Origin of the sequence: Gulosibacter chungangensis (genome assembly GCF_008831155.1) — a bacterium.
Lineage (GTDB): Bacteria > Actinomycetota > Actinomycetes > Actinomycetales > Microbacteriaceae > Gulosibacter > Gulosibacter chungangensis.
In genome coordinates this window covers 21,400-34,594 of record NZ_WBKB01000005.1, presented here as the reverse complement: position 1 = coordinate 34,594, position 13,195 = coordinate 21,400, and the positions used below count along the sequence as shown (strand labels likewise).

The window sequence follows — 13,195 nt, the reverse complement described above, 5'->3', positions numbered from 1 at the left end:
TTCTCTAATTGAGTGATTGAAGTTTTCCGTCGCGGTGTGACGGCTGTGGTAGCGGTTTGGCTACTGAAATAGCGCCAGGGGCACATGGATGAGTTGCACGCCGCCGTCGGCGACGGCACGAGCAACGAGCGTCGGAAGTTCGGCGGCGTCAGCCAGTGCGTGGCCGGTCCCACCGAAAGCTTCCGCGAGCGCAGGCCAGTTCGGCTGTGTCAGTCGCACGCCAATAGGTGGAATACCGCGGTCAGCTTCATTTTGCTCGATCTCGCGATAGCCGCCATTGTCGACGACTACGACGACGATATCGACGCCCTGCTCGACTGCGGTCGCAAACTCTTGCACGGAAAACATCAGCGCGCCATCGCCAAGCACCGAAACTACGGGCCGCTCTGGGCTCGCAATCTTGGCACCGATGGCGGCAGGCAGCCCATAACCGAGAGTCGCGTACGTCGCCATATAGAGGAACGATTTCGCGGACTCGACCGGGATGTTCGTCGAAGTTCCGAAATAGCAGATTTGTGAGGAGTCACCTGAGATCACGACGTTGTCGGGTACACCAGCGGCCACCGCTTTCGCGACGGCAGTAAGGTCTGGTGCGAACGTCTCTCCTTCGGTTGCGAATTCCGCCAGAGCCTTCTTCACTCGCTCTTCGCCAGGAGTGTTACGCTGCTCGTCCGCCCCAGTCTCTGTGAGTGATTGAACGAGTGCAGGAACGACCGAGGCCGAGGACCCCACGATGCCAAGATCTGCTTCGAGGTTTTTGTTGATTTGGCTTTCGAGTAGGTCAACGCGGATGAGCTTGCCCTTTGGTTCGAGTTGGCCCCACCACATCTCGACCTCAGCGATTTTGGTTCCGATCGCGAGCACAACATCCGCATTGTTCACTACCTCGTGAGCGGATTGGAACCGCAACGCTGAGCCGAGAGCCAGCGGATGCGACTCGGGAATAGCGCCTTTGCCGTTCAGCGTGGTGATGACCGGTGCGTCAAGGAATTCGGCAAGTTCACGCAGGTGGTCGCCAGCAGGAATTGATCCACCACCAGCAAGAATTACCGGCGATTTTGCCTCGGCAAGCACATTCACTGCAGCCTGGATCGATTCGCGTCCGGCAGCAGTTGGCGCCGAAAACTCGCGTGCCGCAAGCAGCCCTTCGCCGACAGGACCCGGTCCTTCAAGAACGTTGAGTGGAATCTCGATATACACGGGACGCGGGCGTCCCGTCGCGAACAACTCGAATGCGTCATGTACCGCAGCAATAGCCTCCTCGGGAGTCGACACCCTTCGAGCCCACTCAACGACTGCGGCCGCAGCACCGAGCGTGTCCTTCGTTTCGTGCAGCAGTCCCACGTCAGCGAACTCCGAACCAAGCGGAACGCCTGGCGCGAGCACGATCATCGGTCTGGATTCACAGAACGCCGTTGCGGCCGAGGACAGCGCGTTGAGCAGCCCCGGGCCGGAGGTAGTGATTACGACGCCAGGTTTGCCGCTTTGGTGCGACCAGCCGTCCGCGGCGTACCCGGCACCCTGTTCATGGCGGGCAGTGACCGCACGGATGCCGAGCGGTTCGAGGTGTCGATAGAACTCAAGATTGTGCGTCCCCGGAATCCCAAAGATGGTGTCGATTCCGTAGTTCTTCAGCGTGGTGAGCACCGCGAGGCCGACGTTATCGGTCACGACACCGTCCGGCAGGTTCACTGTCTCAGTCATGAAATTCTCCAATTCGTTCTTATGCGCTTACGCATTGACCCGTCGGCCATCCACCCATGTTTCGCGCACCCGCATATCGCCGAGTTCAGTTTCGGCAATGTCGAAGGGGTCGGCGTCGAGCACCGCAAAGTCCGCTCGCTTTCCGGGCGTGATTGAGCCGATCTCGTCCTCGCGCCCTAGTGCCATCGCACCACCGAGCGTGTGCGCGAGAAGTGCTTCTTGCAGCGAGATGCGCAGGTTTTCGGCGCCGAACACGTTTCCCTGGCTCGTACGACGCGTCACCGCGGTCTCAATCGCTTGCATCGGCCTCGGGTCAGCAACCGGAGCATCCGACGACAGCGTGACCGGAACATCCGCCGCGGCAAACTCACCGAGTGGATTGAATCGTTCACCCACGTCGCCGAGCGCACGTACGACCCCTTCGCCCCACTGGTAATAGTGCTGGGTTTGGTTGACCGGCATTACACCCAGATCACGCATCCGCACGATCTGTTCCAGGGTCGGCAGCCCGCAATGCTCGATGCGGTGACGGTTGTCCCTGGTCGGGGTTTCAGCTTGAGCAGCCGCTACGGCGTCTAGCACCATGTCGATGGCGGTCGGTGACTGCGCGTGCGTCGCTGTTTGCAACCCGACGGCATGAGCACGGCGAATAAGCTCCCGGTACTCGGCAGGCTCGTGGTAAAGCATGCCGGTGCGGCAGGGGTCGCCGTTATAGCCGTCTGGGAAGTAAGCAGTCCAGCCGCCGAGTGTGCCGTCGGCATAGAACTTGAACCCTGCAAAACTGAGGAAAGCGTTGCCGAACGCCCCACGCATCCCGATCTCGAGACCTTCATCGAGCAGGTGCGAGAGGAAATACATTGAGTAGCGAATGCCAAGCCCACCCGCCTCTGCGAGGCGCAGGTACATATCAAACTCGCGGCGGGTGACCTGGCAGTCACCGACCGTGGTCACTCCCCCGGCGACGAACGAAGCCTGTGCGAGTTCGAGCTGATGGATGTGATCAGCGACGCTGTCGCCAAGATGCAAGTTCGGCCCGTGATTACCGATCTTGACCCCATCGATGCCAGTCAGAATGTTGCAGGCCGCGTCTGATAGCTCACCCGTGAGTTCACCGTGATCATCACGGAAGTACGTGCCGCCAGGAGGGTTCGGGGTATCACGCGTAACGCCATACTTCGCGAACGTGTACGAGTTAACGACTCCACCGTGTCCGGACCCGTTCATGAGATAAACCTCGCGGTCGGTTGCGACCTCATCAAGTTCTTGTCGAGTCGGGTGGCGACGCTCCACGAGATTCGACTGCTCATACCCGTATCCCCGCACCGGTGTATTACCCGGGGTCGCTGCGGCACGGGCTTTCAGCAGCGCGACAATCTCTGGGATGCTCCGTGCCTTGGATGGGCCACAATCAACCCACATCATCATTTGTCCGTGCATGAGGGGATGCGTGTGTGGGTCGACGAATCCAGGGAGAATGGTTGCGTCCCCGAGGTCTTCAACTTCTGGCTTAGTGAGGCCCAGAGAGGATGCGGCGCTGCCGAGCGCGTCGACGGTCCCGGTTGCCACGATTCGGCCACCCGCGATAAGAATCGCTTCGGTTTCAGGAGTCTGCGCATCCATCGTGCGAATGCGACGGGCACGCAGGATGCGGGGACGGTACGAGTCCGGAACCGAGTCAAAGGTGTGGAGTTTACGCATGTCGTTTTTCCTATTTCTGTACGTCGGGGGTCTGCTCGTCTGGTGTGGGCACCGCGACGGTCTTCGGATCGAAGATGTAGTCCTTCCGCTGTGGCGCGAATGCGAGGCAGACCAGGCTCAGCGCTGCCATCGCTGCGAGCATCCCGATAACCGACCAGATTGAACCGGTGAGGCCGTACAGCGCCGTGGCGACGAGCGGCGAAAGCCCCGCCCAAATCGCGTTGCCCAGGCTGTAGGAGAACGAGAGGCTTGTCTGTCGCGAGTCGGGCGCAAACATCTGCGACAGGACCGAAGCCATCGGTGCCCAGGTGCCGTTCATCACGACTCGAACGGCTGCGAACAGCAGGAACACAAGCCAGAGTTGATCGCCTTCGAGCGAGAGGAACATCGGAATCGCCAGCAAGGATGTACCGACGAGTGCGATCGCGAAGGTGCGCTTTCGACCGATCCGGTCAGACAACGCACCGATAAAGAGCGTCGAGATTAGCTCGCACAGCGCTGCAATCGAGAGCACGTTAAGGAACGTGTTTTCCGGCATGTTGATATCGCTAATGCCGGGATCGGTCGCGTACGAGGTCGCGAAGGTGGTGACGATGTAATACCCACCCGTTGAGATTGGGATGAGGCCCATTGCGAGGAGCATTTGGCGCCAGTTGTTCTTGATGGCGATTTTGAGCGGAAGCTCGGGCTTGACACCTTCTTCCTTCCACCGCTTCGCTTCCTCCTGGAAGACCGGAGTCTCCTCGACCGCATATCGAACCCAGAACCCAACGCCGATGAGGACGATGGAGAGCAAGAACGGGATGCGCCAGCCACCATTCATGAGAAAGTCGTCGCCACCAATTGTCAGGAGCGAGAAAATTCCGGCGGCGAGGAGCGCTCCCATCGGGTTACCGAGCTGCGGGAAAGACCCGTAGAAGCCTTTGTACTTGTCGGGCGCGTTTTCGACGGACATGAGGACAGCACCGCCCCACTCACCACCAATCGCGAGGCCCTGCGCGATGCGGAGGATCACGAGCAGGATCGGTGCCCAGATACCAACGAGTGCGTATGTCGGGAGAACACCGACGAGTGCGGTGCCAACCCCCATCAGCACCAACGTGAGCATCAGCGAAAGACGACGACCGAGCCGGTCACCGATGTGACCGAACACGATGGCGCCGAACGGCCGCGCGAAGAATCCAACCGCGTAAATCCCGAAGGAAGAGAGCACCGCGAGGAATGGATCACCTTCAGGAAAGAACAGCGCCGGGAATACGAGAGCAGCAGCCGTCGCATACACATAGAAGTCGTAGAACTCGATCGCCGTACCGACGAACGAAGCAAATCCAGCACGCAGCGCACGCTTGTGACTGAATTCTTGGGCGGGAGGCAAATGGGTCGTCATGGAACACCTTTGATCGTGACTGGTAGCTGCGACACGTGTGGCGCGGACAGAAGCGTCATTGCGGTACCTGAGTCGAGCAATTGCCCAGAGCGTAGGCCGAATCTTCGCCTGATTCAAGAGCAATACATTTGCCTCAAACGCTGCATATTTGTGTTTTTCTTAGACTCAGACACCTTTTCGAAATTTACCTACACTCAGCTACCGTAATTTCTTGATATTTGATTGGCACCCCAATAGGTTCTTCGCATGGAGAAAATTCCTGAGAATACCTCGACAAGACCGCGCCACGAGCTGACTCACCAGGTAATTTCGGCGCTTCGAGACGATCCGAGAATGAGCGTGACTGCGATCGCTCAGAATCTCCAGGCACCTCGTGCAGTCGTCGCTCAGACCGTGGATTCCCTCTTGTCGAGCGACACGATCCGCATCGTTGCAGCGGTGAATCCGAGCTTCCTCGGGATCCACGTCATCGCGCATGTGTCAATCGAACCGCGTGGCCCGGTGACTCCCATCGCCGAATTCATCGCGTCGCTCCATGAATCCGTGCTCGTCACGTCGATCACCGGAAGCCATTCAGTCGTGGCAGAACTTCGCACAGGCACGCATGCCGACCTTCATTCACTGCTATCAGAAATACGACTGCATTCAAACGTTGCCCGCATTGACACCCTCATCTACTCGAACGTGCGGAAGGGGTATCACTCCTCGAGAGACGTCAGCGAGGTGCGCATTGATGATGCTGACCGGGAAATTATGGAAATTTTGCAGCGTGACGGTCGCGCTTCTTATACGTCGATTTCGCCCCGTGTGTCACTCACCGCGACTACCGTGCGCTCCCGAATCCAGCGCCTCGAGGAGGCGCAGGTAATTCAGTTCGGGGTAGTCGAGAGCCGAGGCGTGACTGGGCGCCAGGTCTCGGTCGGCTTCGGCATTAATTCCTCCGATAGTCTCGAGCCCCTTATTGGCCACTTGAAAGAACATTCCGACGTGGAATTTGTCGCGGAATGCGTCGGTCGGTTTGACGTGATTGGCACACTCGTCAGCAAGGATTTCCAGACCATCCACGAGCGAATTGAGTCGATCCTTTCGTTGCCAAGCATCGACAAGTTCGAGACCTGGACGCACATCCACACCCACAAAGAGGACTATTCGCGACGCGTGTGACGCGTGTGACGCGTGTGACGCGTGACAAGGCTATGGCTAACCGTTTGGCAGGGTCTCCAAGCGAGACTGATGTCGATCCCGTCGCGGCAAGTTGTGCATCGCGAGATTGAAGGAGCTTGCCAGCTTCGTCGCTAATCCATACCGAGCTTCTCCCGTCCGAAAACTATTTCGCAAGCCAGAACAAGGTCTCGTCTACTTGTACGCAACCCCTCAGCTCAAGAAAAGTCGCGCAGGTGCAGAAAGGCACCCGTGCGTGAGCGAGCGCACGAGCACCCTTCCGCACCTGCGCGACCGGGTGTCGCCCCCTTCGATACGCGCGAAGCGCACTCAGGGACCACCCTTCGATACGCGCTACGCGCTACTCGGGGACCGCCCTCCGGCGCAAGCCGGTATGCGACGACCCGCACCGAAAGGAGCTTTCGTTTGGCAGTAGCTAGTAGTACTGACCGTGGCGGTAGTTCCAGCGGGGGAACTGTTCAGCGAGGTTGAGCAGGATCTGCGGCAGCGAGAGGCCAGCACGAATCAGCGTCGGCAACTCCTCCCCCGCATCCACCACTTCACCGCGACGCGCCTCGCCGCGCTGTTCAGGCACGAGTCGACCCTCAGCATCCACGAACGAGACCATCACGCCTTGCTCGTATCGACCGGCCGTGTCCGGTTGAATCGAGCGGACATACTCGTCCCCCTCAACGACAAGGTCGACACCCCCGGCGATGCGTTCGCCGATGCCCGAGACGACACCGCGGTTGCCCTTACCGGAAGGGTTCGCCGAGCTGGCGAACAGCAGCGAGCGATCCTTTTCCCAGAGCTCAGACGCGAGTTTCTCGGCCGGAGTGCCGAAGCGGACGACGAAGCAGCTGGTGCCGCGAGCATCCCGAACATAGGGCTCAGCACCTTCGGGGATGAAGTCCAGCCCGCTCGATTTCCAGGGCAGGATGCATCCCATCAGCACATCCTGTCGCCAGTGCGTCTCGTAGAACTCGCGAATCTCGTCGTTCACCTCGGCGAGCTCAAAGAGCTGCTCGAGGGATCCACACAGGACGACGCCGGGCTTGCGCAGCGGGCGGTTCTTCAGCTCAAATTTTCGCTGCAGCCCCTGCTCGTCGGTGGTGACGATGATGTAGCCAACCTTGGTCGGGCTGACGACGACCCCACCTTCCTGGCGCAGAATATCGAGTGCTTGATACTGCAGCCCGCCGTTCCAGCTGATGTTGGTCACTTCTGTGATGGTCAATGAACTGCCCTCTACCACGCCGGGTTGATGACGCGGCCCCACGTCGACTTGTTGCCCCAGATGTTCTGGCGCAAGCCTTCGAGCTGCAGGATTTGCGAGTGGTCGACGAAGAGGTTGACCTCGTTGCCGTAGTTCTTGATGTACCACTCGAAGACCGGCCCGTCGGCAGCTTCGAACATGACGTTCTCGAGGCCCAGCCCGTTGATGATGGATGCGGCGGCGCCGGTGTTCCACTCGGTCACGTTCTCGGTGATGCCTTCGGATTCGATCATGATGATCGAGGCGCCGGCATCGAGTGCCGCCTTGCCGCGGTCGATGAGATCGCCAACGTCCTTCTTGGTCTCGGCGGCGAGTTCGGCCTCACCCGAGTCGCCACCCGAACCGATCTGGATGCCCAGCTCCGGCTTGGCCTTGAGGCCAGCCTTCACGACGCGCTCGACCAGTCGCTGTAGGCCCGAGGTCGGCAGCATAATGAAGCCGGTGGAGATTTCGATCACGTCGAAGCCGAGTTCCTTGGCCTCTTTGAGGTAGTGGTCAACGGCATCCGGACCGTAGCGGAGCACGGTTTCGATCCAGCCGCCCGAGGAGACATAGGCGTCGTTTGCGTGAGCGATCTCGCTCATGGCCTTGACCTGCTCGGGTGGGACGAGTGAGAAGGAGCCACCGGCCCACTTAATGCCGTCAACCCAGGGAGCGGCGACGTCGAAGACGTCCTGCAGGTGGCGAGTGCCGAAGGTGGCGTAGTAGGGGGCACGGATTTCGGTGAGGCCGAAAGTGCGCGGCTTCTCCGGGCGGTGTGCGCGCGGCACGAAGTTGCAGGAGACGTCAAAGGGAATTGCGTTACTCATAGGTGTTTCCTTAGGTCTGGAGTCGATTAGGCGAGGGCGGGCTGGACTTCGCAGCGGGTGAGACTCACGCGGGCGAGTACCTCGGTGAGTTCGGCGACGTCGCGGTTTTCGAGATCGTTCACGATTGCGGCGATCTGCTCGCGCAGGTCGAGATCCGCGAACGGCGTGGTGAGCGCGTCGAACTTGCGGCGCGCACCTTCCCAGCTGAGCGGGTCGTCGTGGAAGCCCTCGTAGGAGTTGCGTTCGGAGCTGAGCACCTTGCCGTCTGCGAGTTCCACTTCGAGGAAGGCTGGCATCTCGTCGGGGAAGCGTGCCGAATATTCATCAGACGGCACGATGGTGATCTTCTTCATCAGCGTCTGCACGTCATCGGCCACGATGCGCTCGGGCGCATACTGCGCGGGGTTCAATTCGCCGCCGAGGCGGCTGCAGCATAGGCACCTTGGGTGGTGTGGTCAAAGCCCTTGGCGCGCACCGGCGCGACATCTGAGAGACGTGCGTGGACCTGGTAGGCGACGCCGAATGCGGTAAGCAATTCCTTGCCGGATGCGCCGACCGATTCGGCGGCCGCGAGCACGGCCCCGAAGTTGTCTGACGGGTGGTTCGTTTCGCCCTTAGCGAGGTACGAGTCCATGAAGTCGAGGTAGCGACTCAGTGCGCTGTTGTAGAACGCCGCGCGGTCGGGCGCGGTCTTGCCACCGCCAATGAGGGTGGCTGCGGGTGCTCCGCCAAGGTCTTCGACGAGGCCACGAATTGCGACGATCGGTTCGGCGTCGATTGCGCCGATGGCGACGCCAAGGGTGTCGAGAACGCGGATCTTGAGCTGCTCGAGCGCTTCTGCGCTGAGGTCGTCGAACGAGGCCTTGGCCACGAATTCGGCGAGCTGGGTGACTTCTGTTTTCACGGTTGCCCTCCTACTGATTGCAAACTTAGGTAAGCCTTACCTAAGTGATTCCAGTACAGGCCAAATTTATCTTGATGTCAAGATAAATTTGCTGGGTGATGGCTGTGCTTACCGGTTTCGCAGGGTTCTTGGGGCTTCTGCGATACGCTCGAAGAGCATGCGAGGAGGCGAGCCGTTGATCGCTACATCAGGGTTTTTGCAGTTCCGAACCCGAAGTGTGCCTGCCTCATGATCAAGTTCCGCGCGGTGACGAAGCGTTTTCCCGATGGCACCGAGGCTGTCCGGGAATTCAGTCTCGTGATCCCATGCCGCAAGACCACGGTGTTCGTTGGCTCTTCGGGATGCGGCAAGACCACGCTGCTGCGGATGATCAACCGGATGGTTGAACCCACGTCAGGCGATGTCGCGATCGACGGCGAGAGCGTGCTCAGCAAGGACCCGGTGGCGCTGCGCCGGAGCATCGGTTACGTGATGCAGAACTCGGGGTTACTCCCCCACTTCACGGTGCTCGACAATATCGCCACGGTGCTGAGGCTGGGCGGCACGAAAAAGCGGGAAGCACATGAACGCGCCCGCGAGCTGCTCGACACGGTGGGTCTCGACCAGAATCTCGCGAAGCGTTATCCGAGCCAGCTTTCCGGCGGGCAGCAACAGCGTGTGGGCGTCGCACGGGGGCTTGCTGCCGACCCGAACATCCTGCTCATGGATGAGCCCTTCGGTGCGGTTGACCCGATCGTCCGCGCCGATCTGCAGCAGGAACTCATCCGGCTGCAGCGCGAACTCGACAAGACCGTGGTGTTCGTAACCCACGATATCGACGAGGCGTTCCTGCTGGGCGATCAGGTGGTAATCCTCGGCAAGGGTGCGCAAATCATCCAGGTCGGAAGCCCCAGCGAGATCCTAGAGGCTCCCGCCAACGAGTTCGTCGCATCATTCATCGGCGCCGAACGCGGCCGCCGCGCGCTGCACATCAAGCAGACCCCGAACGGTCGGGTGCTCGTTGACGAGCAGGGGCGCACGCAGGGCGTCTTGCGCGAGAGTCCCGACGACCATGCATCCACACCCGAAGGCGGCGAGTGACGTGACCTGGGTCGCCGACAATCTCGGGCTCATTCTCGAACTCACGCTCATCCACTTGCGGCAGAGCGTCATCCCAATCCTGCTCGGCCTTGTGCTCTCGGTGCCCCTCGGCTGGCTCGCGTGGCGCTTCCGGCTCGTGCGCGGCCCGATCATTGTGCTCACGGGCCTGCTGTACACGATCCCGTCGCTCGCGCTGCTCGTGCTGCTGCCCGCGGTGCTTGGTTATTCTGCGATCAGCGAGATAAATCTTGTGATCGCGCTGACGATTTATGCGGTGGCGATTTTGGTGCGTTCGGTCGCCGATGGTCTCGATTCGGTGGATGCGGATGTGCGGCAATCGGCGACCGCGATGGGTTACGCGGGTGGTCGCCGGTTTTGGGCGGTCGATCTACCGCTTGCGGGACCGGTGATCCTGGCGGGCCTGCGCGTTGCCGCCGTGAGCACGATTTCACTTGCCACCGTGGGCATCCTCATCGGCGTCACAAACCTCGGCTACCTGTTTACAAATGGACTGCAGCGAAGACTGATCGCAGAGGTCTTCGCCGGTGTCGTCGCCGTGGTCATCGTGGCGCTCGTGATTGACCTGCTGCTGGTAGTCGCCGGCCGCATCCTGATGCCGTGGTTGCGGGCAGCGGCCCCGCAGACCGAGGGCAACACTGCGAGCGCAGAACGCTCCACAATCGCGGAGCACACAGCATGAATCTCTTCGCAGAAGCGTTCGCTTGGCTCTTCTCCCCCGAACGATTCGAGGGCGCGTATGCCCTGCCAGTGCTACTCGGACAGCACCTGTTCTACACCGCGATTGCCGTGCTGCTCGCGGCTGTTATCGCCGTCCCCGTCGGCTGGTGGATCGGCCACACCGGTCGCGGCCGGGAGGTGGCGGTCACATTTTCGGGTGCTGCCCGCGCGGTGCCTTCCTTCGGGTTGATGGTCCTGCTCGTGCTGCTGCTGGGTGTGCTGCGGGTTCCGGAAGCCGCGACGATCACCTTCGTGTTGCTCGCCATTCCGTCGCTGCTTGCGGGTGCCTATACCGGGTTCGAGGCGGTGGATCGCAAAGTCGTCGACGCGGCCCGCGCATCTGGTATGACGCAGTGGCAGGTGCTGTGGAAGGTGGAGGTGCCGCTCGGGTTGCCGCTTTTGATCGGTGGCCTGCGATCGGCGACGCTGCAGGTGATCGCGACCGTGACGATCGCCGCGTACGTGAATCTCGGCGGGCTCGGCTGGCCGATTATTCAGGGCATCCCGCTGCGTCGCTTCGACCAGGTGCTCGGCGGGGCGATCCTCGTCGCGGTGCTCGCACTCATCGTCGATCTCATCCTCGCCCTCGTGCAACGCGCCGTCGTGCCCAAAGGCATCCGGGCCAAAATTCCCGCCGAAGCTACGACCTAAATCACAATCGAGAGGAAGCTCATGTTCAAGCGACGAAATTCACGATCAGGTTCGCGCCTCGCGATGGCGACCGGTGGCGCGTTGGCCCTCGCATTAGTGCTCTCAGGTTGCGCGAGTGGCAACCCACTCGACGAGCCGACCGATGCGGCCGACGGCGACGCTTCGACCATTGTGGTCGGTTCGCAGGCCTACTATTCGAATGAGATCGTGGCCGAGATTTACGCGCAGGCACTCGAGAATGCCGGCTTCACGGTCGAGCGGCAGTTCAATGTCGGCCAGCGGGATGCGTATATGCCCGAACTCGAGTCGGGCGCGATTGATCTGTTCCCGGAGTACACCGGGAACCTGCTGGAGTTCTATGACGATGCGGTCGAGGCCACGAGCCCGGAGAATGTCTATGCTGCGTTGCAGGATGCGCTGCCCGAACAGTTGACCGCGCTTAATTACTCGGAGGCGAGCGATCAAGACACCTATACCGTCACACAGGAATTCGCCGCTGAGCACAATCTCACGACAATTGCGGATCTCACCAACGTGCCGGAGCAGGTGACGATCGGGGCAGCACCCGAATTCGAGCAGCGCCCGTACGGTCCCGCCGGTGCGAAGGACGTGTACGGCGTGGACCTGGCATTCTCTGCGACCGGCGACACGACGCTTGAGGCCTTGCTCGCCGGTGAGGTGCAGGTCGCGGATATTTACACCGCCTCACCCGCCTTCCAGACCGAGGACATCGTGGCGTTGGAAGACCCCGAGAACCTGATCCTCGCATCCAACGTGGTCCCGATCGCCTCGACCGATGTTGCCCCAGAAATCGCCGATGTGATTAATGCGGTTAGCGCGCAGCTCACCGAAGACGGCCTCGTCGCAATGGGTGTGCAGAGCACCGAGGAGCAAATGTCACCGGCCGACATCGCCAGCCAGTGGCTGACTGAGAAGGGTCTCATTTAGCCAAGCTTCGAGAAGTACTCCGCGACCCGTTCGTCGGCCCAGCTCCAGGCGTCCTCACCGCGCAGGACCACGTCCGCGCCGCCGTCGCAGTAGATGGTCTGGCCTGCGCAGAGCGTGTTCGCAACTGAGGTGAGCCAGATCAACAGGTTGGCGATCGATTCTGGCGGCTGGTGCGAGTTGAGCGGCATCGGCACAACAGCGTCGAGGAATTTGACCGATTCCTCGTTGCTCAGCAGCTCGGCCGTCATCGGCGTATTGACGACGCCCGGCCCGACGGCGTTGAGCGGGATACCTGCCCCGGCCCAGTCAGCCGTCACTGACTGTGCGCGTACCCAGCGTGAGATTGCACGCTTCGAGGATGCATAGATGAGGTTCCCGAGCTGCGGGTCCTCGGCGAGCTTGGCCGCGATTTCAAGCGACTTTGGTTCGTCATTCTCAAGCAGTGCATCGGTTAATTGTGGGAAGTGTGGCTGCAGCGACGACATCGAAGAGATCAGGGCAGCGCGCGGCGCATCCGACTGCGCAAGAACTGGGCGAACTCCTTCAAGGAACTCGGTCATACCGAAGTAATTGACGGCCGCAGTCGCCGGGATCGGGTGGGAGATTCCCGCACAGGCGATCACCGCATCCACTTTGTTATCGGCCGCCTCGAGCGCGGCCTTGACTGCGGCCTGCCGACCGTCGGGAGTGCCAAGGTCACCGTCAACGTCGGTGCCGCGCAGGTCGACACCGATCACGCGGTGGCCTTGTTCGCGAAGAAGCTCAGCTGTTTTCTTACCGATTCCAGAGCCGGCGCCGGTGACAATATATGTGCGAGTCATTCGTAGTCCTTCATTGGT

Annotated in this window: 13 protein-coding genes; 5 read left to right on the top strand and 8 right to left on the bottom strand. The window is 60.8% G+C overall.

All coding sequences use genetic code 11. From position 1 onward, the window contains the following. Positions 1-60: 60 nt before the first annotated feature. Genes F8O05_RS08795 through F8O05_RS08785 form a run of 3 tightly spaced genes read right to left on the bottom strand, consistent with a single transcriptional unit; the run spans position 61 to position 4,789 of the window. Complete coding sequence (locus tag F8O05_RS08795; protein ID WP_158052366.1) at positions 61-1,704, bottom strand: thiamine pyrophosphate-binding protein; 1,644 nt, start codon at positions 1,702-1,704, stop codon at positions 61-63. Between the two features lie 27 nt (positions 1,705-1,731). Further along, positions 1,732-3,402, bottom strand: a complete 1,671-nt coding sequence (locus F8O05_RS08790; protein WP_158052365.1) for an amidohydrolase — start codon at positions 3,400-3,402, stop codon at positions 1,732-1,734. A gap of 10 nt (positions 3,403-3,412) precedes the next feature. Then, positions 3,413-4,789 (bottom strand): MFS transporter, encoded by a 1,377-nt coding sequence (locus F8O05_RS08785; protein ID WP_158052364.1) that lies wholly within the window; start codon positions 4,787-4,789, stop codon positions 3,413-3,415. A gap of 333 nt (positions 4,790-5,122) precedes the next feature. Here F8O05_RS08785 and F8O05_RS08780 point away from each other — a divergent pair, with 333 nt between their 5' ends. Next, positions 5,123-5,953, top strand: coding sequence for an Lrp/AsnC family transcriptional regulator (locus F8O05_RS08780; protein ID WP_192497105.1), 831 nt, complete (start codon positions 5,123-5,125; stop codon positions 5,951-5,953). A gap of 433 nt (positions 5,954-6,386) precedes the next feature. On the opposite strand, the gene F8O05_RS08775 is transcribed toward F8O05_RS08780, so the two are convergent. The 4 genes from F8O05_RS08775 to F8O05_RS15030 are packed head-to-tail and all read right to left on the bottom strand — an operon-like array spanning position 6,387 to position 8,939. Beyond that, positions 6,387-7,172 (bottom strand): L-threonylcarbamoyladenylate synthase, encoded by a 786-nt coding sequence (locus F8O05_RS08775; RefSeq protein ID WP_225735816.1) that lies wholly within the window; start codon positions 7,170-7,172, stop codon positions 6,387-6,389. A gap of 26 nt (positions 7,173-7,198) precedes the next feature. Next, on the bottom strand, positions 7,199-8,035 hold the full coding sequence (locus F8O05_RS08770) for a phosphosulfolactate synthase (protein ID WP_158052362.1): 837 nt from the start codon (positions 8,033-8,035) through the stop codon (positions 7,199-7,201). Between the two features lie 26 nt (positions 8,036-8,061). Beyond that, positions 8,062-8,445, bottom strand: coding sequence for a hypothetical protein (locus F8O05_RS15035; RefSeq protein WP_225735815.1), 384 nt, complete (start codon positions 8,443-8,445; stop codon positions 8,062-8,064). After that, on the bottom strand, positions 8,442-8,939 hold the full coding sequence (locus F8O05_RS15030; protein ID WP_225735814.1) for an MmgE/PrpD family protein: 498 nt from the start codon (positions 8,937-8,939) through the stop codon (positions 8,442-8,444). The genes F8O05_RS15035 and F8O05_RS15030 overlap by 4 nt, the downstream gene beginning before the upstream one ends. A gap of 228 nt (positions 8,940-9,167) precedes the next feature. Here F8O05_RS15030 and F8O05_RS08760 point away from each other — a divergent pair, with 228 nt between their 5' ends. The 4 genes from F8O05_RS08760 to F8O05_RS08745 are packed head-to-tail and all read left to right on the top strand — an operon-like array spanning position 9,168 to position 12,356. Beyond that, positions 9,168-10,019 carry an ABC transporter ATP-binding protein gene (locus F8O05_RS08760; protein ID WP_158052361.1) on the top strand — a complete coding sequence of 284 codons (852 nt, stop codon included), beginning with the start codon at positions 9,168-9,170 and terminating at the stop codon, positions 10,017-10,019. A gap of 1 nt (position 10,020) precedes the next feature. Further along, positions 10,021-10,719: an ABC transporter permease gene (locus F8O05_RS08755; protein ID WP_158052558.1), complete on the top strand. Its 699-nt coding sequence runs from the start codon at positions 10,021-10,023 to the stop codon at positions 10,717-10,719. Then, complete coding sequence (locus F8O05_RS08750) at positions 10,716-11,408, top strand: ABC transporter permease (protein ID WP_158052360.1); 693 nt, start codon at positions 10,716-10,718, stop codon at positions 11,406-11,408. Before F8O05_RS08755 ends, F8O05_RS08750 begins: the two co-directional genes overlap by 4 nt. Positions 11,409-11,429: 21 nt before the next feature. Beyond that, positions 11,430-12,356, top strand: a complete 927-nt coding sequence (locus tag F8O05_RS08745) for an ABC transporter substrate-binding protein (RefSeq protein ID WP_158052359.1) — start codon at positions 11,430-11,432, stop codon at positions 12,354-12,356. On the opposite strand, the gene F8O05_RS08740 is transcribed toward F8O05_RS08745, so the two are convergent. Further along, complete coding sequence (locus F8O05_RS08740; protein WP_158052358.1) at positions 12,353-13,177, bottom strand: SDR family oxidoreductase; 825 nt, start codon at positions 13,175-13,177, stop codon at positions 12,353-12,355. The two genes, F8O05_RS08745 and F8O05_RS08740, sit on opposite strands and share 4 nt — an antisense overlap. Positions 13,178-13,195 lie beyond the last annotated feature (18 nt).